Genomic DNA, 25,076 nt, shown 5'->3' with positions numbered 1-25,076 from the left:
GATTAAATATTAAATTGGGGGTCACTCCTTATGTCTGAAATAGCAAAGTTCAAAGTTATAAATAATAAGATAAGCGCTTGTTGGAATGTAAAATTGGATGGTACTTTCACAAACCATGTTATGGAGAAGTATTTTAGTAAGATGGATGATGAAGAACGTGAAAAACTTAAACACGCATCTGCAAAAATTTTAAGCTACTGCGTAAATCCTTCTGGTGATAATGGCATTTCCACTTTATTAGGGTTAGGAAAGGTTCAAAGTGGGAAAACCTCTTGTATTAATACCGTAACAGCTCTTGCTCTAGATAATACTTTTCCTTTAGTAATTTTACTTACAGGAACAAAAAAGAATTTATTCAAACAAAGTATGGATCGTGTTAAAGAAGATTTAGGAATTGAAAAATGGGGTAATGACATTGCTTTCTTCTCTACCTTTTCAGCAAAAAGTGATTTACCTGAACAAGACATTATTCGCTTAATTAAAGGTGGAAAAAAGAAGATTCTAATCACCGTATTAAAGGAAAGAACTCATATAAGTCATTTAACAAAAATCTTTTCATTAATAGATACCACGTCTCTTCCAACAATAATTATAGATGATGAGGGGGATCAAGCATCATTAAATAATAAACCAAAGAAGCCCAAAGGGTCGACGACTTTTGAGAACATTAAACAACTAAGAGAAACCTTTAACTTACACTCGTATATTGCTTACACCGCAACTCCGCAAGCAAATTTAATAAAATCCTTTGATATTTTGTCCCCAGAAGCTTGTGTACTAATACCTGCAGGTAAAACTTATACAGGAGGATCCACATTCCATGGTAAAGAGCAGCATAAATATATAAGGACATTTTCTGAGGAAGAGGGAGACATTATTTCCCTGGGAGATGCAACTATTCAGCTGAAAAAAGCTATGGCTGATTTTTTTATTGGTGCAGCTATTAGGTCCCTACGCAAAGATAATGATAAACATTCAATGCTCGTTCATATTAGTGGGAATAAAAATGAACATTTGTTTGGTTTTAAAATTGTTGAGCAGTTAGTTGGAAGTTGGGCTGCAATTCTTTCATCTAATTCAGTAAACAATATAAATAAGAAAGAGTTAACTTCTATATTTAAAGAAAGTTATCAGGATTTTAAAACACACACTTTTAAAAAAATTGATTCTTTTGAACGTATATTAAAACAAGTACATGATGAGTTTTTAGATTTGAAAATTTGGTTAGTTAATAGCTCAAAAGAGGGGCAAGTACCTACTAAAGATAACATGCATTTTAAGAATAACATTCTTATAGGTGGTAATATGCTTGAACGGGGAGTTACGGTTGAGGGTTTAGCGGTGACATATATAACTCGGTGGGCTAAAAAACCTAATGCAGATACTATGGAACAGCGTGCAAGGTGGTTTGGGTATAAGGGTAAGTATTTAGATTTGTGTCGTATCTATTTAACGGAATCGCTACAAAAAGGATTTTCTGATCTTCTAGGTCACGAAGATGATCTTTGGTCAATCTTAGAACAACTCGAGGAAAATGGAGAAAAAATTGAGAGTTGGAAATCAAGAATATTTCGTTTATCTAGCCCGTTTATCCCCACTCGTAAATCTGTTGGATCGGCAGAGGAACTCAAGTATGGATGGATATATCTTGATTTTGCTGAAGAAAAAAAATCACTTGCACGAAAGAATGTACATTTGGTAAATAAGTTTTTTAAAGAAAATGGTGTTGTTAAAAAATATGGAGATTTGTCCCATGTGTTATGTTCCAACTGTAACATTGATACAATTATTGGTCTCTTGGGAGATTTACTTTATCTGAACGAGGAAAATATAAAAACGAAACATTTGATTGAAAACATAATAAAAAGACTATCAAATTATGATAGTTTATCCTATATTGATTCCGTGCTAATAGATCCAACTAAACCTAGAGAGAGAAGCATTTCATCAAAAGGAAGGTTTATTAAGCTACCTCAGGGACATAGCCCAAGAAGAGTTGAAGCAGACCCCAAATATTATTGTGGTGATGCAAACATACTCAAGGGAAAATACCAGCTTCAGTTTCATATTGTAAAACCCAAAAAGGAGGATATCCCTGAAACGGTTGTACTTGGATTGTTTGTTCCGGAAAATACAAAAGAACATACAGGGAGAATGTTAAAAGCAAGTGTATAGTTATGAATATCTTTTGGGGAAATTAGGTATTAGCAGCGATGAGTGTGACTATTCTGGTGTTTTACTAAATGATAAATTCCCAGCTTATATTGCCTTAGACCAAAATAAACATCTTGCTTTAATTGTTTTATCTGAAGATGGATTTGTTGAGCAACATTATTGTACGGATTTAGTTTCATTAAAATTAGGTGTATTGTGTAAATTGAGGGTTGATAAGCAAACTTTTAAAAAAGAAAAATATCATGTGCTTGTTTGTCATACTAATAATGTTCAGATGAAAAAGGATTTTTTAACTTTATGTTTAGCCTTCGTTCGGAGAGAAGATTACAAAAAAATTGGCGAGGAACTTTTTTCGTTCTTTAATTCTTTAGTACAATTGTTCACATCATCTCCATCAAAAAGCTTAGAAAGAGAGAGGCAAGGACTTTGGGGAGAACTATTTTTTATTACTCAAACGGGTAATATAAAAAGTTTCATGAAGTATTGGCATAAAGAACCAAACAGAAAATTTGACTTTGTTAAAGATTGCTTACGGTTAGAAGTGAAATCTACATCCCTACAAGAAAGAATTCATGCCTTTAGTCATCAACAATTATGCAATAGCAAGCCGAATGAAACTATTATTGCCTCTCTAATGTTGAGAAAAGAAGATGAGGGTCTTTCATTAAGAGATTTAATAACTACTGTGTTTGAGCATATTAGCGACGATTTAAGTTTAATTATTAAATTAGAGAAAGCTAGGAAATTCGCAGGTATGGAAACGTCAACGGAAAGAGGCCCAATATATGATGAAAGGTTTGCTAAAGAAAATTTAAAGTTTTATCATGTAAGTAATGTACCCCAATTTCCTCTGCCTGAACCACCTGGTGTTACAGATACTAGGTATAATGTTGACTTATCAACAATAAGAAATATTCCTGATAATGAGTTAGATAAGTGGATAAAAAAATGGTAGGGCGAACTAAAACATGAAAAAGTAAGTAAAAATATTATTTAACCAAAGATATTTTTTTAGGGAGATGTTAATTAAAGTTAACATCTTCCTTGGTTTTATTATAGAATTTGGAATGAATTTAATCATGGTGGATCCCTATATAAAAAGAAATTCACTTTCAATTTGGGCATGAACTAAGTAGTCAATGCATTTAAGAATAAAAATGACATAGTAAGGAATGTTGACGGTTGGGTTGAAGATGCCGAGCAAAATTGTAACTATGGAAAAGTCCTTCAGTTTTTAGAATCCCAAACAGATATTAATATTTTATCTTTGAAAACGAATTTTGAAACCTTTGCTAATAACTATGTTTTTGTAGGCAACAAAACTTCTGTAAGAAGTCTCGCTAACGACATTAAACACAAAAATAGCCTTAAAGTGAAAGAGTTATATAAACCATATGAGTTTAATGTAAGAGACAAAAATGGAGTAGAAGTAAATCTTCGACAGGGGAATATTGGTTTATCTTATGACCACAAGTTTTTTGATATTAATAATCCTAGTGATGAACTTGGGGACATGCACATAGAATACAGTGATGATTTATATATTGATATTGAGTACCAACAGGGAGAATTGTTTAGGGCTAAAGATTATGTGAAATCAGATTCACTTTATGGTCTTGATGATATTTATAATGAATTAATTTTATATCGAGATAACATCATTACCTTATATAATGATTTGTATAACATTATAGATCCAGGACTTGATTTCAACCCAATTCTGGAAAACACCAAATTCAAAACTTCTACTCCTGTTAACTTAGATGAATTTTTTAAAGATGTTTGAGAAAAAGGACCGAGATAGAAAGCGGTCCTTTCTTTATACTCTAAATTTCATTGGTTTATAAAAGGTATTCATTAAAAGATTTATACTTCATTACAAAGCCAAGATTGACTGCTTCCCATAAATATAGTGAAGCAAGCGACCGATAAGGATTCCAATACGCACCTTTTTCAATTAATGCTTTTTTTCCATCATCAGCGTTATATAACCATTTTACCCCTCGTTGTAATCCTACATCTGCTAGAGATAGTACATTTTCCCTTCCTAGGGAAAAGATTAAAAACATTTCAGCTGTCCATGTTCCTATACCTTTTACTTTGGTAAGAGTACTAATAACTTCATCGTTGTTTAATGCATTCAAGGTTTCTAATTCAATCTCTTTTTCAAATACTTTTTGTGATAAATCTTTTATATACCTTATTTTTTGATAGGATATGCCAATCCCCCTAAGTTCCTCGTCTGAAAGCATTAATACTATCTCGGGAGAAACGAGGCTATTTGTCAATACAACAAAGCGGCCAAATATCGTGTCTGCTGCTTTGACAGAGAGCTGTTGACCGATAATTGATTTAACGAGTGATAAATAAAGGTCATTCTGTTTTTTTAATTTTAAGGGACCTATAATTTCAATAAATCTCCCCAACACAGGATCACTTTGACTTAAAATATCTAGTTTTTCTTGCATTCATTATCACCTTTTCAATGTTAAATGTTGTGAAAAATATGGGGTTTATTTCTTGAAAAAGTAAATAGAGAATACCCTCGCACAGCAACGAAGGTATTTCTCTTTATAAAGCTTTTGCTTTTTTATTCCTTATATAAGTCAATAAACCCTTCTTTTAAGTCAATAAACCCTTCACCACTATCAATAATGGAATTGTTATTCCGTTCGACAAGGTCATCAAATGTTAATTGACTTTCTCCACTTGTTATGTTTTGTGAATTATCCAGTTCTTCCAAAACTGCTTTGGCTACAGCTTCTGCTAACAAGCAAGGGACTGCATTACCAATCTGTTTATATATTGAGGTTTTACTACCTTGAAAATTATAGTCTTCAGGAAACGTTTGAATCAATGCAGCTTCATTAATTGTAAGCCTTCTTAGTCTGGTAGGAGGACTACTAGCAAATTGAGGTTTAATGGTTCCTTCGTATAACCCTTTATGATAGTTTACAACCCAATTTTCTCGAGCTTGTCCATGTAGAAATTCCTCATCAATTATAGGTGTTTTGTTTCCCCCCATAGAGGCTGGCAAAGTATTAGAAGCTTCATCCAAATTTAATGGTCTACCCATTCCATTAAAGACATTACCCGCATAAGGGGATTTTCTCATAATGGGATTTGTCGCAAAAGTAATTTTTGCTGTACAGGTTAAAGGATTCTTCTCTGTACCAGCGGGTCCTAAATGAGCGATAGTTTCTCTAATATTTTTGGGATGTCTTTCCTGTTCGATCAATCTTCTTTCAAAGGCTTCATGTTCAATATTCTTGTTTAAGAAACCAACAAAAAATACACGCTCTCTTTTTTGAGGTACACCATAATTTGCTGAATTTAATATATAGGTATTACAACTATAACCCATCTCACTAGCTAATTTATAAATCTTTTCTCTTACTAATTGCCATTTTTCTAACTTACCTAAAGCTTTAACATTTTCAATTACAAAAGCTTTTGGCTTTACGAGTTTTACTACATCTAAAAAAGTCCATACTAATGTGCTTCTTTCATCGTTTGGATCCATCTTTCCTGCCACCGAGAACCCTTGGCATGGGGGTCCTCCGAATACTATATCAACGTCTTTAAATTGCTTTAACTCTGGATAAAGTTCTCGAATATCGCCTTGACGCAAGAGTGTGTGTGGATTATTTAATTGGTACGTTTTACTAGCATCCTTGTCTAGTTCATTTGCCCATATTACCTCAACGCCTGCTTTTTCAAAGCCAATATCCATACCTCCAGCTCCTGAAAATAAGGAGATGCCTTTAAATTTTTTATTCATTTAATTCAATCCTTCACTTATTTTAATTTGATTTTATTAATATTTAAGGTAAAATTTTCTTGTATTATATTTTTATAAAAGGTGGTCGATTTTTTGGAAACCAAAAGTTCAATACTTATTGATGCTTGGGAGGTCATCAATAAAGCGTACGACATTGCTACTAAAGAAGATTTTACTCCTGTCTCGAGTTTTAAAACAGAGATTTATACTGTATTAAGTGAGACACACCTCACTTATAGATACATTATGGTTAATGCATTTTTAGCAAAAGCAACAGATCCTAAAATTAATCCGCTTTGTTTACAAAAAAGTTCAAAGCTTGATGGGGCTTATGACGCTAGAACCTTATGTCATAAAGTATTAGTCCGTTTTGAAAAAGAAAAATTATCTGGAGCACTGGGAAGCTCCAATGAACCATTTTTAAATAAACCAGCAAGAATACCTGAATTAAGTACTGATAACCCAGTAAGAAAAGGCAAAGATAGCAAGTTATTAGGATTACTCTGCGCTTTTTTACCAACGATAATTACGAAAGAGCAAGCATTTGATGCTTTAACTGACGCTATTTATTATGCGTTACAACTGGCCAAAGATAAAGAAGAAATGATTGGCGCTTTAACAATTAATACGCCTTCCTTTATTGAGTTGGAAAACTTTGTTCAAGAATTGCTCACTAAATCATTTGGTGGAGAATCCCTAGCTTTAGCTATAGGTGCTTTAATGAACATTTTTACAGAATCTCTAGCAGGAGAAACCCGAGTAGAAGTTCATGTTGTTAATCAATCTGGGGCTTCTTCTCAAGAAATCAGTGATATAGATGTTTATTTAAATAATGAAATTTTATATGCTATTGAAGCAAAAGACAAAGAATATGCAACTCAAGATGTTATGCATGCCGTTGATAAAGCAGCGATTTCAAATTGTTCTAGGCTGATGTTTATAACGGGTCCAAACGGGAAGTTAATTAGTTCAGAAATTTCTCACGCTGCCCTAATTAACAAGGCTTTAGAAAAAGGTGTTTACCTAACCTTCCTTGGACATCTGGCTTTTACAAAATTAATTCTGTCTCTTAGCCTTGAGAAATCATTTGAAGAATTTTTTCAAATCCTACTTGATATTTCAAATGAAGCAAGACTAAAACCAGATACTGTAAAACACTTTATCGAGGTGGCAAAAAGAAATGGTTTGGCTGAAGTGACCACATCCTGACCACTAAACATATGGAACGGTTATTATATTTTTTGATTTTATAAAAAGCTTTGACTATAGCGTCTATAACAATGTTTAATTTCCTGTTCTTTCTTATTATAAAAGTAAATGAAAGAACGTAAGATATATGGTCCTAAAAGATTTAGATAATGTAACTGAGTTACTAGTTTAAGTTCTTACAAGTAACAAAATAATACTGTACAGAATAAAAGTCTATAAATAAAATGTACCATTGACTAAAAATGGAGTAACAAAAGGGTAACATAGCCCTGTGTTAAACCATTAATTATCGTTAAAGAAATTACATTACCAATCTTAAGAAAACGTTTGATTGCTCGGATTAATCAACTTACGTTAACTTTCATTAAACATGTTACAAAGCGGTGGACTTATGGGCGGCATGATGTAATTCATGCTCTCTACTCCTTAACAGGAACAGCTTATAAAAGCTATCTCTGTGAGAGAAGGTCTCTCATCAGTTTACAAAACTGGTGGGAGGCCTTTTCTTTTTTAGGATGGTTTCTAACATAAAACAATTATTCTATAGGGAGTTGTTTGAGCTGGAATGCTTTTAGTTGAAGCTCCGTAAATAACAATTAGATCTCGGTTTACAGGTATTCTTGAAAAAAATTGTCCGTTTGTTAATAGTATTTGAGTATAGGGTGCTATATTTATTTGTAATTGTCCATCACTACTCACTAACTGGCTATTAAAGTAATCTACTTTCACATTTCGACTTGTACTCTCTTTTACAATAACGAGTGCCTGGTATTGTGGGGGATAAATAAGAGGAACAGGGGCATCTCCGTCATAATATCCCGTTATATAATCTCCTACTGATACTGCAACATGATCTACAAAGTAAGTTGAAGGTCCTGCTACAAAATTTACGACTGCTCCTAATTCATTTTCTACGGAAATTAACTTGTAACACCCTGCATTGCCCTCATTCTCTCCTACATTCAAATCTGTAATCATCTTAATGACTCCATTAAAAAAATAAAAATTTGTCATCTCTATTCCTCCATTACTACACGAATGAACCGGTTATTTTCTGATGTACCATATGCAAACTTATGCCTACATGACACTTATAAAGAAAATGGTGGGGATGGATAAACCGCTAAAAAGGCTATTTAATCCACAAAATTTGCAACAATAATTATGATATGTAGGTAAAGGCCCATTTCTTAGCGAACAAGTTGATAGGCAAACAACTAAAGAATATGATGCAATAAGATTTGAAAATAAAGGAGTTTAATATTATGTATCCTTATCATAAAAACGTTGATTATGGCTATTTAAATCATCAACAAATACCTTCTCATTTAGACCACACAGGCTTTGATGCAAGACAATTCAGTGGGTTTTTTCCTTCTCCACCACCTACATCCCCGCCACTGGGACCACCTGGACCTCCTAGCCAAGGCCCAACTTCCGGCCCACCAACTGCTCCACCACCAACTTTTGTTCCTCAACAACAAGTAGAAACATTTGCGGTTGATCCAGGTGGGATTGCAAGATGTTTATTCAACTATACGTATGTATGGTTAAGAGGAGCTGAACAGTTCTGGTTCTACCCAATATTTGTTGGTCGAACTTCTGTTGCAGGATATCGCTGGACTGGATTTGGATGGGTTTATTTCGGAATTGACCTGCGTCAAATTCAATCGTTTACTTGCTTTTAAACAGATATGGTCTACTATGATTTGATAAAGGTTTGTTAATGATAACAGAAGAAAGATGTTGATATAAAAAAGTTGCTCTAAGGAGAATTAACCTTTTGAGCAGCTTTTTTATTGTGATAAATTGAGAGTAATAAGGGGGATTACTCATGAACTTTATACACGATCTCACTGCAGAGTCTAAAGTTGCTACAGGTTTAATAATTGCTGAAAAACTGTTTTACATAATAAAATCCAAGGAGCCTGGATATCAAACAGGCAGAGAGGCTCTTGATGACTGTTGGAAATGGCTTGCAGGGGAAAATGTAACTGGAGATTATCTTTATAACTACATAGATAGTGGGGATTACATTGATATAACTGAATTTGCCAATGATGAAGAAGATAGATTAAAACAACACGCATGGTATGCCGTTTTAGATGGAGTTTCCTATACAATTTATCAAGCATATCAAAATGAAAACGTAAAAATTGTTCCTCAAGCAATGGAAAGTATTAATGACGATACATTGAAAACGTTAGGAGAAAATGCAATGGAATCAGGTTTATTTAATTTTGAAAGTATTAATAATATCAAAACATATATATTAGAAAGTTATTCTTCAGGCTCAAAATTTAAAAGACCGATTTCTTTAACATTAAAGCTGTTATAGGTAATAAATGTTGATAGCAGTCGATGCCCTGTATATATAGGTTTAGTAGTAGTAAGATAGAAAGAAATAATCACATCTTACTAGCAAATAAAAGCCTGTTCAAAAGCTTAATTAACTTTTGAACAGGCTTTTTTATTGATCTTTCTAATATTGTTCTAATAAAAAGTCTTCCTATATTACTCACTTTATTTAAGTTATTAAACAAGAGTATAAAAAGATGGAATAAATTTATAAATATTCAATTTACAAGCAATACCTCAAACCTATATAATAAAAACCAACTAATATCACAAAAAACCACAAAATATCAACAAACTATTAACAATGTATTAATAGTCACTTTACAATCATTTTTTATAATTTGAGTAGAAAGCAAAGGAGAATGAATGATGTCTTTATTAGCTGAAGAAAGAAAGAAGAGAATTATAGAGATAGTGAATAATGAAGGACAAGTGAAGGTAAATGGTCTTGCAAAGATTTTTAACGTATCAACAGAAACTATTCGTCGTCATTTAGAAGAATTAGAAAGTGAACAAAAAATTAAAAAAGTTCACGGCGGGGCAGTAAGAATTGAAGAGGATTCTAATGAGTTGTCTATGTTTAAGAGAAGAATCCTCCATATTGATCAAAAAATCATCATTGGTCTAAAAGCTGCATCTTTTGTGGAAGATGGAGAAGTTATTTTTATTGATGAAGGAAGTACGACGTTACAAATGGCTTCTTCTATCAAACGAAAGAAAGATGTGACAGTTATTACAAACTCTTTTCCTTTCGCAGCTAAGTTAATGGAATATGAAGAGGATGAACATCCGTTTAAAGGAGAAATGATTTTCCTTGGGGGGCATGTAAAAGGTGATCATTTTCGTACTTCTGGTTCTTTAGCAGAGAGAATGGCTAATGAGCTTTTTGTAGATAAAGCCTTTATTTCTATTGATGGACTTGATCATCATGCAGGTATCACAAGTTATGATTTAGACAAATGTATGCTTTCTAATATCTTTATGGCTAATGCTAAGCAAACTTATATCTTAAGTGATTCCTCAAAGATTGGTAATATTGCTAATTACAAAATACAAGATCTAAGTGAAGTGGACTATATTATTACGAATGTACCGCATGTTAAGGATTTTGGAATAGACGATTCTAAGTGGATTCAAGCTGATTAGGAGACTAGGATTGAGAGCACTTCAGCTCAATTACCTCCTAAGGCATCTATAAATATGTGCGTTTAACTTTAAAGGTGGAGGTGAGTTGTTTGCTAAAGCTAGAGCAAATTAGTAAACAGTATGATAATAAGGTAGTGCTTGATAACATTAGTTTGGAAATTAATAAAGGCGAAATTGTTTCGTTACTTGGACAAAGTGGAAGCGGGAAAACAACGCTATTAAATATTATTTTAGGTCTCACAAAAATGGATAAAGGGAAAATCATTTTTGACAATGAAGATTTGACGAATGTAAAGATGAAAGATCGAGGATTTAATATTGTATTTCAAGATTATGCCCTTTTTCCCCATTTGAATGCCTATGAGAACATTGTATATGGGCTGAAGAATAAACGAGGGTTAGTGACTGAAGAAGAATTAAAAGAGTATATCAATTTCCTTGAGCTAAAGCCTCATCTGAATAAAAAAATTAGTGAATTATCTGGAGGTCAAAAACAGAGAGTGGCACTAGCTAGAACTTTAGTGATGAAGCCAAAACTTCTTCTTCTTGATGAACCATTAAGTGCCCTTGATGGGGTTATTAAAGAATCAATTAAAGAAAGAATTAAATCAATTGCAAAGGAATTTCAGCTCACAACTATTATTGTAACCCACGATCCAGAAGAAGCATTAACTTTATCTGATAAGATTCTTATTATTAATCAAGGGAATATCTCTCAATTTGGGACACCCCATGAAATTATTCACCAACCAAAGAATGAATTTGTGAAAGGATTTATATTAAAACAATTACAGATTAAAAGACAAAATATCTTTCATTTATTTGGTGAGCAATATGCTTAATGTACGTACAGAAATGAGAGTGATATATGGGATAATCTTGATGATCTTCTTCTTGTTCTTGGTATTACCGCTTGGGATACTTGTTGTACGTTCCTTCGAAGGCAGTCAAGGGTTTGACATATATAATTACGTAAACGTTCTATCTAATAGTGAACTAATGGCAGCTTTTGCAAATAGTATCAAGATTTCTAGTATTACCGCAGCTATTACAACTATTCTTGCTTTCTTAATAGCGTACGCGTTTCATTTTACTAATATCTTTAAGCCTTTAAAAAGTGCAATAAAAATAGGGATTTTAATTCCAATGTTGCTGCCGACCATTACATATGGGTTTGCCATTATGTACTCTTTTGGTAATCAAGGTCTTATTACACAAATATTAGGAGAACCATTATTTAATATCTATGGATTTAATGGTTTGCTGTTAGGATACGTTATTTACACATTGCCTTCAGCATATCTCTTAATTAATAACTCATTTTCGTATATCGATAAGAAGTTTATGATTGTTAGTACATTAATGATGGATAGTTCAATAAGAAGTTTTTACAATACAATTTTAAGACCAATGCTTGGTACACTAGGAGGAGCATTTGTTCTTTCCTTTATCCTAAGTTTTACAGATTACGGAATCCCAGCTTCACTTGGAGGAACATATTCTGTTGTAGCGACTCACTTATATCAAGTTATGTTAGGAACGATACCAAATTTTAGTGATGGGGCAGTTATTGCTGTATTCATGCTTTTACCAGCATTATTCGCTATTATTTTACTCAAGTACTTAGAGCGTTTCAATTTTCACTATGATAAATTTACTCCTATTGATATTATTCAAAATCGAGTTCGAGATTGTGTTCTAGGAATCATATCTATTGGGGTAGTAGTTGGGATGTTTTCTATCTTTCTCGTCATGTTTATTGCACCATTCTTAACGAACTTCCCTTACAATTTAACATTCACATTTCAGCATTTTGTTAATGTATTTACAACGAGTGGTTTAAGCATGGTTTATAAAAATTCCGTCATTGTGGCCATTTTTACAACGGTTATAGGAATTGTAATTGCCTATTGCTCAGCTATTTTAAATACGAGGACAAGCTTAAAAGGAAGAGGGACCTTTGATCTTGTATCCATGGTTACAAATACACTACCTGGTATGGTACTTGGTCTTTCTTATCTCTTATTATTCAATGAAAGTACCCTAAAAGGAACTTTTATTATCATAATATTCTGTAATATTGTTCACTATTTTACGACACCTTATTTAATGGCAAAAAACTCTCTGTCTAAAATGAATCCTACATGGGAGACAACAGGTGGTTTGCTTGGTGATAGCTGGTTTAAAACGATTTATCGTGTTATTCTGCCGAACTCAGCTTCCACTGTTACCGAGATGTTCAGCTACTATTTTATTAATTCTATGGTAACTGTAAGTGGGATTATTTTTCTAGTATCTGCACAAACCTCTCTTGTATCAAGTGAAATTAAGGAACTCCAGCACTTTGCTAAGTTCAACGAGATTTTCGTACTATCTTTACTCATATTTTGTACAAACATTGTAGTTAAACTCATTTGTGATTTTATACAGAAGAGGCAATTTCAAAAAACTTAATGAAGTGAGGGACAATAAATGAGGATGAAGAAAAGGCTACTTATGATATTAATTGGACTTGTCGTCATCATGGCAGGATGTGGAGCAAAATCAGCAAACAGTGGTGATGACAAAGTTGTGATTTACTCCAATGGAGATGAAGAAGCAATAGCAGCGATGGAGAAATCGTTAAAAGATGCTGGGTATGAAGGGAAATATATCATCCAATCTCTTGGTACATCTGAATTAGGAGGAAAACTAATGGCTGAAGGAGAGCAGATAGAGGCTGACTTAGTCACCATGAGTTCTTATTTTCTAGAAAGTGCCGAAGAGCGGCATTCAATGTTTAAAGATTTAGCGTTTGAAACGAAAACAATTGATAAGTATCCAGCTTTTTATACTCCCATCTTAGCTAATACAGGTGCTGTATTTTTTAATACAGAAATGATGAAACAAAAAGGGGTAGATATACCAAAGTCTATTAAGGATTTAGCAAGTCCGGAATATAAGGGATTGGTTTCTATTCCTAATATTATGGATTCCTCTACAGGATGGATGTTAATCCAAGCCATTATCAGTGAATATGGGGAAGAAGAAGGAAAGAAAGTAATGGCAGGAATTATAAAGAATGCAGGGCCCCATTTAGAAAGCTCTGGTTCAGGTTCAATTAAAAAGGTACAAGCTGGAGAAGTTGCTGTAGGATTTGGTCTTCGTCATCAGGCGGTGGAAGTGAAGCAGTCAGGAGCACCTATAGACTTTATTGACCCTGTTGAAGGGAATTTCTCTAATACAGAATCATTAGCAGTAATCAATAAAAAAGATAAGAAGACAGAACTAGCAATGGATATGGCAAAGGTTATTGTAGAAGATGCAAGAGCTGAACTTATTAACTATTACCCTGTTCCTTTGTATGAAGGAGAGACCGTAGATGAAGAAAATAAAGCTGCTAATAATAAAGTGTTTAAAGAACCATTGACAGTTGAGCTTCTCGAAAAACATCAAGCATTTTTTAATTCTGCAAAATAAAAGGGGACGAGTATTATGAAACAATATAAACTTTTAACTCCGGGACCGTTGACAACAACAGAAAACGTGAAAAAAGAGATGCTTTTTGATCGTTGTACTTGGGATGATGATTACAAGATTATCACTCAAAAAATTAGAAGAGAACTTTTGGAGTTAGCTCATGCAACAAGTGAACACTATACGGTTGTATTAATGCAAGGGAGCGGCTCTTTCACAGTAGAATCCGTTATGACAACGGCATTAACGAAACAGGACAAGGTACTAATCATTACGAATGGAGCGTATGGGGAGCGTATTGTCAAAATGGCAACATACCTAGGGCTGAATTTTGTGGAATTGGCAACGAAATATAATGAACATCCAGATGAGCAGAAAATTAGAAACCTACTGGAAGAAGATAAGAGCTTCACTCATATTGTCATGGTTCATTGTGAAACAACAACTGGCATTTTAAATCCAATTGAGATGATTTCACGTGTGGCAAAAGATTTTAATAAAAAGCTTATTATTGATGCTATGAGTAGCTTTGGAGGTATGGATATTAATGTTCCTGCATTAGGCATTGACTTTTTGATCAGTAGTGCAAATAAATGTATTCAAGGAGTTCCAGGGTTTGGATTTGTGATAGCTAAGATTGAGAGTTTAGAAGTTTGTGAGGGGAATTCTAGGAGTTTATCGCTAGATTTATATGATCAATGGAGAGAAATGAATAAGGATGGAAAATGGAGATTTACTTCCCCTACTCATGTTGTGGCAGCCTTCTCTAAGGCCATAGATGAGCTCAGGGAAGAAGGTGGCATTTCTGCACGTTATAATCGATATGTCAACAATAATAAGCTTCTTTGTAAAAGAATGAAGGAGATGGGATTTGAATCGTACATTGGGGAAGAAAAGCAGTCTCCTATTATTACCTCATTCTTATATCCAAACGAACACTTTAGTTTTGAACCTTTTTATAGATACATGAAGGAAAGAGGATTTGTCATTTACCCGGGCAAGTTAACAGACATAGATACATTTAGAATTGGTAACATTGGTGAAGTTTATGAGGAGGATATAAATAAGCTATGTAATATTATAAATGAATTCATGGGAGTGAAGGCGTAATGAGTAAAATAGAAGGTGTTATTTTTGATTGGGCAGGAACGACTGTAGATTTTGGATGCTTTGCACCAGTAAATGTATTTGTAGATATTTTCAAGCAAGCTGGAATCGATGTTACAATAGCTGAAGCGCGTAAGCCAATGGGAATGCTGAAGATTGATCATATACGGACTATGCTGTCCATGCCGAGAATCTCTAAGCTTTGGGAAGAGCTTTATGGAAGAGCTTTTAATGAAATGGATGTAGAGAATTTATATGAGGAGTTTGAGCCTGCATTACTTCAATCCTTATCCCAATATACAGATCCAATTCCAGAAGTAGTGAATGTCGTAAATGTGCTAAGAGAAAAAGGGCTAAAGTTGGGTTCAACTACTGGATATACAAACAAAATGATGGATGTAGTTGTACCTAATGCCTTAAAAAAAGGATATGAACCTGACTTTTATATTACAGCTGATGAAACAAACTCCTATGGAAGACCTTATCCATATATGATTTTTAGAAACATGGAAAAATTAAAAATTTCATCCGTTCGTCATGTAATAAAAGTTGGAGATACAATTTCAGATATAAAAGAAGGAATCCAGGCAGGAGTATGGGCAGTTGGTGTAATTGTTGGTAGCTCAGAAATGGGGTTATCTCAAAATGAATTTAATGCTTTGTCTCCTGATGATAAAGAGATAGCTATTAACCAAACAAGACAATCATTTCTTGATAACGGAGCCGATTTTACGATAGAAACGATAAAAGACCTTCCATTATTAATTGATAAGATTAATGGAATATTATCTAAAGATCAATTGGTAATAGAGCATAGATAAAAAAGAAAGAGCTTGGTAGATAATTTGAGCCCTATGATTCTTAGAATTTGAGATATTTCGTTTTTAATATTGATAGGTGATAAAAGAGAGCAGCAATAAGAGAATGTAGATTGAGAGGTTATCTATAAGTTCCTTGAACTTTTGGAAAGCCTCTTTTTTCTACTTTTAAATTTAGGTTTTTATCGATATAGATTCTATTTCAAACGACTCGTCATTAAATAAAAAAGTCCTTAAAGTACAATATAAAGGCTTTATTGTACAAATACTTTTTCCGCCGTGTTGTTTTATAATAATTTATAGAAACAGTCATTTATCCTTACGTTCAAATGATAACGATTTCACAATTTAAATTTTTAAGGGGGAATAGGGAATGAAAACAGGATTAGTAACAGATATTTTAGGATATATGCCATTTGAAGAGATGCTAGATAAGTGTGTAGAATTAGGAATAGAATCATTAGAGCTTGGGTGTGGAAACTGGTCAAAGGCTCTACATATTAATGTTGATGAATTATTGGAAAGCGCTATCAAAAGAGAGCAGTTTATGGATTCCTTAAAGAAAAGAGGGATTGAGATTGCAGCACTCAACTGCTCAGGAAATCAGTTGAATCCATCAGAAGAGGGAGAAATGCATAAAGTAGGTGTCGAAAAAACGTTTCAGCTTGCAGGACTTTTAGGAGTTGAGACTGTTGTGATGATGTCTGGTTGTCCTGGAGGAGGTCCGGATGATAAAACGCCAAACTGGATTACACATCCAATTTTACCGCAGCACTTTGACATGCTTGAATGGCAATGGAATGAAGTAGCCTTCCCGTATTGGGAAAAAGCTGTGAAATCGGCAGAAGGATACGGAGTTAAAAAAATTGCAATTGAAAACTTAGGATATAACCTCGTACACAATGCAGAAACAATGTTTAAGCTTCGTAATGAAGTAGGAAATATGGTAGGTATGAACTTTGATCCTAGCCACTTGTTCTGGATGGGTGGGGATCCTATAACAACAGTTCGAACATTAGGCGATGCTATCTATCATATCCATGCGAAGGATGTTCGGTTAGAACGAGGAATTGTTGATGCGCAAGGATTAATTGATGTAAAACCAATGGAAAGTTTTGCATCTCGTTCTTGGAATTATGTTGCACTTGGGTATGGCCATGATAGTGCATGGTGGAAAGAATTTTTCACAGTTGTAAAAATGACAGGCTATAAGGGACCTATTGTTTTAGAGATGGAAGACTTAACAATGGAACCAATCACAGGTGTAAGAAAATCAATGGATATATTAAAAGAAACGTTACCAAGAGAATTTGAAACAAAAGCTAGTGTCTCCGTAACAATATAAGGTTGATAGAGCTCGGCATAGAAAGCAAGAGACTTTAAGAGGAGAGATCAATATGGGTGGAGAGAGGAAACAAAAGTCATTCTTAACTACTATTATTGTTATTTCAACCTTCGGAGGACTTCTTTTTGGTTATGATACAGGAGTTATTAACGGTGCTTTGCCTTTTATGTCTGAAACACTTGGACTTAATGCATTCACAGAAGGAGTTGTCGCTAGTTCGCTCCTTCTGGGTGCTGCGATAGGAGCTATTATTGGGGGTAGGCTATCTGATTACATGGGAAGGCGAAAGAACATTATCTATCTTGCTGTTTTGTTCTTTGTTGGAACGCTTGGATGTACATTTGCTCCTAATGTAACGGTAATGGTCATCTTTCGTTTCCTATTAGGGCTTGCTGTTGGAGGGGCATCTGTTACAGTTCCTACTTATCTAGCAGAAGTATCGCCTGTAGAGCGAAGGGGAAGAATGGTTACACAAAATGAGTTGATGATCGTAGGCGGACAACTATTAGCTTTCACTTGTAATGCTGTATTAGGAAACATGATGGCTGATGATGTTAACGTTTGGCGCTATATGCTAGCCATCGCATCCTTACCTGCTGTATTTCTATTCATCGGTATGTTAAGAATGCCTGAAAGTCCACGTTGGCTTATTTCAAAAGGAAAAAATGAAGAAGCTTTAACCGTGCTCCAGAAGATTCGTACAAGAGATCAAGCTCAGATTGAGCTTGATGAAGTTAAGGGGACGGTTTTAAAAGACAGTAAGCTAAAGCAGGCTTCTTTAAAGGATCTATCTATCCCTTGGATACGACGTATTGTATTTTTAGGAATTGGGATTGCGGTTGTTCAGCAGATTACAGGCGTTAACTCGATTATGTATTACGGTACTCAAATTTTAAGGGATTCAGGCTTCGAAACAGAAGCGGCTTTAATTGCCAATATCGCAAATGGTTTAATTTCTGTTATTACGGTATGTATCGGGATTTGGTTGCTTGGCAAAGTACGACGCAGACCAATGCTTTTAGTTGGTCTTGCTGGAACTACCACTTCCCTTTTACTTATTGGCATATTCTCTAATGTACTTGCTGGAAGTGATATGCTTCCTTATGTGGTTCTATCACTAACAGTAACATTCCTTGCCTTTATGCAAGGTGCTGTTGCACCAGTAACATGGCTTATGCTTGCTGAGATTTTTCCTTTACGTATAAGAGGATTAGGAATGGGAATTAGTGTTTTCTGCTTGTGGATCGCTAATTTCTTTATAGGCTTAACATTTCCGCTACTTCTTGAGAAAATCGGCTTATCAACAACCTTTTTCGTTTTCACAGCTCTAGGAGTAATAGCAATCGTATTTGTAAAAGGCTTCTTACCTGAAACAAAAGGTAAAACACTAGAAGGGCTGGAATCTCAATTTCGTTCTCATGGGGACAAATATAGTCAAAAAGAGGCTTCTGAAGAAGTGCTTTAATTCTACACTCGTATATGTTTTAAAATAGAAATGGATTTACTGAAGGAGGATGCTTAATGAGTTTAGCAACTACTATTCGAACTTTACAACGTGGAGCCAGTTGTTGTGTCGGGCGGGACCTTTCTATCCGTGTACACTATTGGGGAGCTGACAGGAAACATCCTGGTACTCCAATCCATAAGCATTCATTCTTTGAGATCTGCTATGTTGTAGATGGCACTGGGCTTTATTCTGAGAATAATGAGGATTTTCTTCTTGAGAAAGGAACATTCTTTCTTTCACGTCCTCATCAACTTCATAGAATTCATAAAGGAAATAACTTATTTCTCTTTTGGGTTGCCTTTGAAATAGAGAAGGAAAATACCTCAGAAAAACAGCAGCTTCTCTTTGAAAAATTAGCCATTGAAGACAGTATCTATATTCCAAATAGCGAGGATAATGCAACCGTTTTGCTGTGGAAGTCGTTAATGCAGCATGCTGAGCAAACATCTTCGGCTGATATTTTAAACACTCTGGGTGTATCGCTTATATTGTCTTTGCAATCTCTATTTTGTGGAACAGAAGATGATCAACGCCCTAAGCCTTCTTACGATAAAGGAAGAAAGATTGTAGAAGAAGCTCAAAGGTTTATCAAAGATAATTTGGACCAACCTCTTTCACTAAATGATGTAGCATGCTTCTTTCATGTTTCTCCACGCCACTTGTCACGTTTATTTAGTGAGACAGTAGGGATTCCCTACACTTACTATGTACGACATGAAAGGATCAGAGAAGCAACAAAGAAAATTCGCTCAACAAGTCGCTCTATACAATCTATTGCAGATGAGTGTGGATTTACTTCCGTCCATTATTTTTGCCGCGTATTTTTACAAGAGACAAGCATCACTCCTGCTGAATATAGAAGGAGAAATCAAGTCTAGGTACTGGGCTATGTTAGAAGAGGAAGTCTAAAAAATGGCCTTAAAAGACAAAAAGTCGACTTCATAATCTAAAGAAAAATATCAGATTATTCTTATAATTATAGTTGCATATAGACAGTTTTGCTTATTTCATTCAATAACTCAACAATGAGAGGAGTTTTTAATATGTTAAATGGTGAAAGAAAGATTTCAAGACCTTTACGCTGGGGAATGGTAGGTGGAGGAAGACTTGGACAAGTTGGATATAAACATCGTCTTGGGGCTTTGCGTGACAATACCGCTTTTACATTAAAGGCAGGAGCTTTTGATATTGATCCTGAACGTGGAAAAGATTTTGGGATAAATATTGGAGTTGAAGATTCCCGCTGTTATCCAAACTACCAAGCTATGTTTGCTGAGGAGGCTAAACTGGAAGATGGTGTAGAAGTTGTATCAATTGCTACACCAAACGGAACGCATTATGAGATTACAAAAGCAGCGTTAGAAGCTGGCCTTCATGTTATTTGTGAGAAGCCATTATTCTTTACATCAGAAGAAGGAGAAGAAATTAAACGTCTTGCTGAACAAAAAGGGAAGATTGTTGGTGTGACTTATGGATTCTCTGGAAATCAAATGCTACTTCAAATGCGCGCTATGATTGAACAAGGAAAAATCGGTGATATTCGAATTGTAGATCTTCAGTATACACACGGTTTTAGTTCAACAGAAGATGCAGATAAATTTAGCGATGCCCAAAAGTGGAGAGTAGATCCTAAAATAGCAGGACCAACATTTGTATTAGGTGATCTATCGACACACACGTATTATATGTCTCAGTTAATCATGCCGAATATGAAAGTTAAAAAGTTGCTTTGTGACCGACAAAGCTTTATAAACAGCAGAGCGCCATTAGAAGACAATGCATTCGTTTCAATGCACTATGAAAATGGAGCTGTTGGTCGACTTTGGACTTCTTCAGTTAATGCGGGGTGCATGGATGGACATCGGATTCGAATTGTCGGTTCAAAAGCTAGTCTAGAATGGTGGGATAGTAAGCCAGGAGAACTACGCTATGAAGTACAGGGAGAGCCAGTTCAAACTTTAATTCGTGCGATGCCATACCTTGATGACCAGTGCAATGCTGATGAGCGTTTGGGTGCTCTTCATACAGAAGGATTATCAGAATCATGGGCAAATATATATTTGAAATTTGCAATAGCAATTGATGCGAAAAATCGTAATGATGAAGAAACACTAAGAAGTTTAGTATATCCTGATATCGATGCTGGAATTGACGGAATTCGCTGGCTTGAAAATTGTGTACGCTCAGCAGAAAAAGGATCTGTATGGGTAGACTTTGCTGATCGTCCACTATTAGATGTAAATTAAGTGGAGGAAAAAGTATAACTTAACTGAATGAGGAAGGGTTCTTCAAGGTCCAAGGAACTTTGGAGAGCCCTTTTTCTATTATCCTGATAACACAAATAAATTTATTCTTGTATAATTCATAAGTTCATGATATTCTACTTGTGTAAACGGTTACACAAACCTGAAGGAGGGGAGCAAATGGCAACAATTCGAGATGTAGCGAAAGAAGCAGGCGTATCAGTTGCAACCGTATCTCGTGTTCTGAATGAGAATGGCTACGTTCACGAAGATACAAGAAAACGAGTAGCAGCTGCCATGGAAGAGCTCAATTATAGCCCAAATGAAGTAGCCCGCTCCCTTTATAAAAAGAAGTCAAAGCTGATCGGCTTATTGCTACCAGACATTACAAACCCATTCTTCCCACAACTAGCACGAGGGGTAGAAGATGAAATGCAAAAAGAAGGGTTTCGCTTATTATTTGGAAATAGTGATGAACAGCCTGAAAAAGAACTCGATTATATTCATACATTTGTTCAAAATAACGTAGTTGGCATTATTTCAGCTACCAATGATAGAAGTGATACAAATTATAAAGATTTATCGATTCCAGTTGTGTTTCTAGATCAAACGTCGAAAGACTATCCATCAGTTTATGGAGATGGAAGAGAAGGCGGTAGAACAGCAGCCAGGGAAATGGTAAAACGAGGGAGCAGACGAATAACGCTACTAAAAGGCCCAGCTCATATCCAGCCTGCTCAAGATCGATTTCAAGGGGCGCTAGAATACTTGAGTGAATCAAATGTTGATTTTTATGTGATGGGAACAACATCCTTTGCTTTTGAAGAGGCTAAAAAATGGGCAAAAGAATTGTTTGAAACATACCCAGATACAGATGGAGTCCTTGCAAGTAATGATATTGTGGCAACAGCAGTTTTACATGAAGCCCTTCGTCTTGGGAAGTTTATTCCGAAAGAGGTTCAAATCATTGGGTTTGATGATATTCCGCAGAGCAGCCTGCTTTTTCCGTCATTATCAACAATGAGACAGCCTGCTTATGAAATGGGCAAAGAAGCTGCTCGTCTCTTAATCAAGTTAATGAGAAAAGAATATGTTGAGCAAAATCATGTTGAAATGCCTGTAACATTTATAGAACGAGAAACGACAAGAGAGGTTGAGGGAAATGAGTGAAATCGTAGTTATTGGAAGTTCATCAATGGACTTAGTTGTAACATCTGCAATACGACCAGGGGCTGGAGAGACCGTTCTTGGAGAATCATTTGAAACAGTACCAGGGGGAAAAGGGGCAAACCAAGCGGTTGCATCTGCTCGATTAGGAGCAAACGTAAAGATGATTGGCTGTGTAGGAGATGACCATTACGGAGAAGAAATACTAGCTAACTTTAAAGAAAATCATGTTAGTGTAACCAATGTGAAACCGGTTACAGGTGTGAGGAGCGGAACGGCTCATATTGTATTAGCAGAAGGCGATAATAGCATTGTTTTTGTAAAGGGAGCTAATGATTATATTACACCTGAATATGTGAAAAGCGTGATTGATGAGATTAAGAAAGCTAAAATTGTGCTCATTCAACAAGAAATTCCAGAAGAAACAGTAGAATATGTGAGTGAAATTTGTGAGGAGTATAATATACCACTTCTTCTTAATCCGGCGCCAGCTCGTCCGCTTTCTCAAGACGTGATTAACCGCGCCACATATATTACGCCAAATGAACATGAAGCAGCAGTGTTATTTAACAATTTAAGTATAGACGAAGCATTAAAAAAATATCCAAACAAAGTATTTATTACAGAAGGAAAGCAAGGGGCTCGTTACTATGACGGAGAGAAAGAAATCCTTGTTCCATCCTATACTGTAGAAGCTGTTGATACGACAGGGGCAGGAGATACATTCAATGCAGCACTAGCTGTAGCCTTAGGAGAAGGAAAAAGCATTGAAGAAAGTTTACAATTTGCCAACCGCGCTGCATCTTTATCTGTTACAAAGTTTGGAGCACAAGGTGGTATGCCAACACGAGAAGAAGTGGAGGAAGCGCTATGAAACGACAAGGAATATTAAATAGCCATATCTCAAAAGTGCTCGCAGATCTAGGACATACAGACCTCATTGCTATTGCCGATGCAGGTCTTCCTATCCCAGATCATGTACAGCGTATTGATCTAGCTCTTACATTAGGTGTCCCAAGCTACAGAGATGTGGTGAATGCGATTACGGATGATATGGTCGTTGAAAAAGTGACGATTGCAAGTGAGATGAGCACTCAAAACCAGGATGTTATGCAGTATATGCAAGAGAGGTTCACTAACACGGATATTCAAGAAGTTTCTCATGAGGAGTTCAAACATTTAACAAACAACGTCAAAGCCGTTATTCGAACAGGTGAAGTTACTCCATATGCTAACTGTATTTTACAAGCAGGGGTAATCTTCTAGAAAGAGGTGAGCGTTATGCATATTAAAATGAATGGTATTCATAAAGCATTTGGAACAAACCAAGTGTTGTCAGGAGTGGATTTCGAATTAAAAGAAGGTGAAGTTCACGCTTTGATGGGTGAGAACGGAGCCGGAAAATCGACGATGATGAACATCTTAACGGGTCTTCATAAACGAGATCAAGGAACCATTTTCATTGATGGAAAAGAAACATATTTTAAGAGCCCAAAAGAAGCAGAGCAGTATGGTATTGCGTTTATTCATCAAGAGTTAAACGTTTGGCCGGATATGACTGTACTCGATAACTTGTTTATTGGAAAAGAGCTGAAAACACCGCTTGGCTTTTTAAAGACGAAAGAAATGAAATCGCTATCAAAAAAGCAATTTGAAAAACTTTCGGTTACGATTCCACTTGAGCAAGAAGCAGGGCTTTGTTCAGTTGGTCAGCAGCAAATGATTGAAATTGCTAAAGCGTTGATGACAAATGCAAAAGTCATTATCATGGATGAGCCAACTGCTGCATTAACAGAACGTGAAATTCAGAAGCTTTTTGAAGTAATCAATGCTCTTAAAAAAGAAGGAGTGTCCATTGTCTATATTTCGCACCGGATGGAAGAGATTTTCACCATTTGTGATCGCATTACAGTAATGCGAGATGGTAAAACCGTTGATACGAAGGCAATTCGGGAAACGAACTTTGATGAGGTTGTCCGGAAGATGGTTGGGCGCGAATTAACCGATCGTTTTCCAGAACGAGCACCAACACTTGGTGAAAAGGTGTTAGAAGTTCGCAATGCTACGAGAAATGGAGCTTTTCAAAAGGTAAGTTTCTCTGTGAAAGAAGGCGAAATCGTTGGAGTCTCAGGATTGATGGGAGCAGGTCGAACCGAGATTATGCGAGCCTTGTTTGGATTAGATAAATTAGACGATGGCGAGATATTGGTGAATGGTCAGAAAGTATCGATTAAAAATCCATATGAAGCCGTCAAACTAGGCATTGGATTTATTACTGAAGACCGTAAAACAGAAGGACTTATTTTAGATTTTTCGATTCGGGATAACATGGCGTTGCCGAACTTAAAAAGTTTTTCTAAAAAAGGGCTTATTGATGATAAGACAGAGAGTGAATTTGTCGATCTGTTAATTAAGCGCTTACAAATCAAAGCAGAATCAGGAAAAACAAGTGCGAAAAACCTTTCTGGTGGAAATCAGCAAAAAGTAGTTATTGCCAAATGGGTTGGTATTGGTCCAAAAGTGTTAATTCTAGATGAACCAACGCGAGGAGTCGATGTTGGGGCGAAACGTGAAATTTACCAGTTAATGAATGAACTAACAGACAGAGGAGTTGCCATTATTATGGTCTCGTCTGAGCTTCCTGAAGTGCTTGGGATGAGTGATCGTATCCTCGTTGTTCATGAAGGTAGAATTACAGGGGAATTAATGAAAGAAGAAGCAACACAAGAAAAAATTATGACATTTGCAACAGGAGGGAAGTAAC

At 35.4% G+C, this 25,076-nt stretch carries 23 protein-coding genes; 20 read left to right on the top strand and 3 right to left on the bottom strand.

Translation table 11 applies throughout. The annotated features are described in order from the left end of the window. Window positions 1-30 precede the first annotated feature (30 nt). The 3 genes from MOC86_RS18240 to MOC86_RS18230 all read left to right on the top strand — a co-directional run bounded on the left by MOC86_RS18240 (window position 31) and on the right by MOC86_RS18230 (window position 3,961). On the top strand, window positions 31-2,175 hold the full coding sequence (locus MOC86_RS18240) for a Z1 domain-containing protein (protein ID WP_268585410.1): 2,145 nt from the start codon (window positions 31-33) through the stop codon (window positions 2,173-2,175). Then, on the top strand, window positions 2,168-3,130 hold the full coding sequence (locus tag MOC86_RS18235) for a PD-(D/E)XK motif protein (RefSeq protein ID WP_268585409.1): 963 nt from the start codon (window positions 2,168-2,170) through the stop codon (window positions 3,128-3,130). Before MOC86_RS18240 ends, MOC86_RS18235 begins: the two co-directional genes overlap by 8 nt. Window positions 3,131-3,442: 312 nt before the next feature. Next, window positions 3,443-3,961, top strand: a complete 519-nt coding sequence (locus MOC86_RS18230) for a hypothetical protein (protein ID WP_268585408.1) — start codon at window positions 3,443-3,445, stop codon at window positions 3,959-3,961. A gap of 55 nt (window positions 3,962-4,016) precedes the next feature. Here the strand turns inward: MOC86_RS18230 and MOC86_RS18225 are convergent, their stop codons facing one another. Together MOC86_RS18225 and MOC86_RS18220 are read right to left on the bottom strand one after the other, a co-directional pair. Beyond that, window positions 4,017-4,643 carry a DNA-3-methyladenine glycosylase family protein gene (locus MOC86_RS18225; RefSeq protein ID WP_268585407.1) on the bottom strand — a complete coding sequence of 209 codons (627 nt, stop codon included), beginning with the start codon at window positions 4,641-4,643 and terminating at the stop codon, window positions 4,017-4,019. Window positions 4,644-4,765: 122 nt separating this feature from the next. Then, entirely contained in the window at window positions 4,766-5,956 is a 1,191-nt protein-coding gene (locus MOC86_RS18220) for a DNA cytosine methyltransferase (protein WP_268585406.1), read from the bottom strand. 93 nt (window positions 5,957-6,049) lie between these two features. Here MOC86_RS18220 and MOC86_RS18215 point away from each other — a divergent pair, with 93 nt between their 5' ends. Then, window positions 6,050-7,165 (top strand): restriction endonuclease, SacI family, encoded by a 1,116-nt coding sequence (locus tag MOC86_RS18215; protein ID WP_268585405.1) that lies wholly within the window; start codon window positions 6,050-6,052, stop codon window positions 7,163-7,165. Window positions 7,166-7,687: 522 nt separating this feature from the next. Here MOC86_RS18215 and MOC86_RS18210 read toward each other — a convergent pair. Further along, window positions 7,688-8,179, bottom strand: coding sequence for a hypothetical protein (locus tag MOC86_RS18210; protein ID WP_243515629.1), 492 nt, complete (start codon window positions 8,177-8,179; stop codon window positions 7,688-7,690). A gap of 251 nt (window positions 8,180-8,430) precedes the next feature. On the opposite strand from MOC86_RS18210, the gene MOC86_RS18205 reads away from it, so the two are divergent. The 16 genes from MOC86_RS18205 to MOC86_RS18130 all read left to right on the top strand — a co-directional run bounded on the left by MOC86_RS18205 (window position 8,431) and on the right by MOC86_RS18130 (window position 25,075). After that, on the top strand, window positions 8,431-8,853 hold the full coding sequence (locus tag MOC86_RS18205) for a hypothetical protein (protein WP_243515627.1): 423 nt from the start codon (window positions 8,431-8,433) through the stop codon (window positions 8,851-8,853). Between the two features lie 146 nt (window positions 8,854-8,999). Further along, the gene (locus MOC86_RS18200; protein ID WP_268585404.1) at window positions 9,000-9,503 is read left to right on the top strand and encodes an Imm6 family immunity protein; all 504 of its coding nucleotides are present in this window, start codon (window positions 9,000-9,002) and stop codon (window positions 9,501-9,503) included. 389 nt (window positions 9,504-9,892) lie between these two features. Beyond that, complete coding sequence (locus MOC86_RS18195; protein WP_268585403.1) at window positions 9,893-10,669, top strand: DeoR/GlpR family DNA-binding transcription regulator; 777 nt, start codon at window positions 9,893-9,895, stop codon at window positions 10,667-10,669. An 89-nt stretch (window positions 10,670-10,758) separates the two neighbouring features. Beyond that, complete coding sequence (locus MOC86_RS18190) at window positions 10,759-11,511, top strand: ABC transporter ATP-binding protein (RefSeq protein ID WP_268585402.1); 753 nt, start codon at window positions 10,759-10,761, stop codon at window positions 11,509-11,511. Further along, complete coding sequence (locus MOC86_RS18185) at window positions 11,504-13,123, top strand: ABC transporter permease subunit (protein ID WP_268585401.1); 1,620 nt, start codon at window positions 11,504-11,506, stop codon at window positions 13,121-13,123. Before MOC86_RS18190 ends, MOC86_RS18185 begins: the two co-directional genes overlap by 8 nt. 24 nt (window positions 13,124-13,147) lie before the next feature. Next, a complete protein-coding gene (locus tag MOC86_RS18180) occupies window positions 13,148-14,128 on the top strand; it encodes an extracellular solute-binding protein (RefSeq protein WP_419146655.1) in 981 nt (326 codons plus the stop codon). A 15-nt stretch (window positions 14,129-14,143) separates the two neighbouring features. Then, window positions 14,144-15,235, top strand: a complete 1,092-nt coding sequence (gene phnW, locus MOC86_RS18175; protein ID WP_268585399.1) for a 2-aminoethylphosphonate--pyruvate transaminase — start codon at window positions 14,144-14,146, stop codon at window positions 15,233-15,235. After that, entirely contained in the window at window positions 15,235-16,053 is an 819-nt protein-coding gene (gene phnX / locus MOC86_RS18170) for a phosphonoacetaldehyde hydrolase (protein ID WP_268585398.1), read from the top strand. Before phnW ends, phnX begins: the two co-directional genes overlap by 1 nt. A gap of 370 nt (window positions 16,054-16,423) precedes the next feature. Next, window positions 16,424-17,395 (top strand): sugar phosphate isomerase/epimerase family protein, encoded by a 972-nt coding sequence (locus MOC86_RS18165; RefSeq protein ID WP_268585397.1) that lies wholly within the window; start codon window positions 16,424-16,426, stop codon window positions 17,393-17,395. A 52-nt stretch (window positions 17,396-17,447) separates the two neighbouring features. Further along, a complete protein-coding gene (locus MOC86_RS18160) occupies window positions 17,448-18,860 on the top strand; it encodes a sugar porter family MFS transporter (protein WP_268585396.1) in 1,413 nt (470 codons plus the stop codon). 56 nt (window positions 18,861-18,916) lie between these two features. Then, complete coding sequence (locus MOC86_RS18155) at window positions 18,917-19,780, top strand: AraC family transcriptional regulator (protein ID WP_268585395.1); 864 nt, start codon at window positions 18,917-18,919, stop codon at window positions 19,778-19,780. A gap of 165 nt (window positions 19,781-19,945) precedes the next feature. After that, window positions 19,946-21,148 (top strand): Gfo/Idh/MocA family protein, encoded by a 1,203-nt coding sequence (locus MOC86_RS18150; RefSeq protein WP_268585394.1) that lies wholly within the window; start codon window positions 19,946-19,948, stop codon window positions 21,146-21,148. Between the two features lie 177 nt (window positions 21,149-21,325). Further along, window positions 21,326-22,315 carry a LacI family DNA-binding transcriptional regulator gene (locus tag MOC86_RS18145; RefSeq protein ID WP_268585393.1) on the top strand — a complete coding sequence of 330 codons (990 nt, stop codon included), beginning with the start codon at window positions 21,326-21,328 and terminating at the stop codon, window positions 22,313-22,315. After that, the gene (gene rbsK, locus MOC86_RS18140; protein ID WP_268585392.1) at window positions 22,308-23,186 is read left to right on the top strand and encodes a ribokinase; all 879 of its coding nucleotides are present in this window, start codon (window positions 22,308-22,310) and stop codon (window positions 23,184-23,186) included. Before MOC86_RS18145 ends, rbsK begins: the two co-directional genes overlap by 8 nt. After that, window positions 23,183-23,578: a D-ribose pyranase gene (gene rbsD, locus MOC86_RS18135; RefSeq protein WP_268585391.1), complete on the top strand. Its 396-nt coding sequence runs from the start codon at window positions 23,183-23,185 to the stop codon at window positions 23,576-23,578. Before rbsK ends, rbsD begins: the two co-directional genes overlap by 4 nt. Window positions 23,579-23,593: 15 nt before the next feature. Further along, entirely contained in the window at window positions 23,594-25,075 is a 1,482-nt protein-coding gene (locus tag MOC86_RS18130) for a sugar ABC transporter ATP-binding protein (protein ID WP_268585390.1), read from the top strand. Window position 25,076 lies beyond the last annotated feature (1 nt).

The sequence above is a fragment of the Priestia endophytica genome, from assembly GCF_026790145.1.
In the GTDB taxonomy this organism is placed as follows: domain Bacteria; phylum Bacillota; class Bacilli; order Bacillales; family Bacillaceae_H; genus Bacillus_I; species Bacillus_I endophytica_A.
The sequence above is the reverse complement of the archived record's forward strand: the minus strand, read 5'-3'. Positions and strand labels throughout refer to the sequence as shown.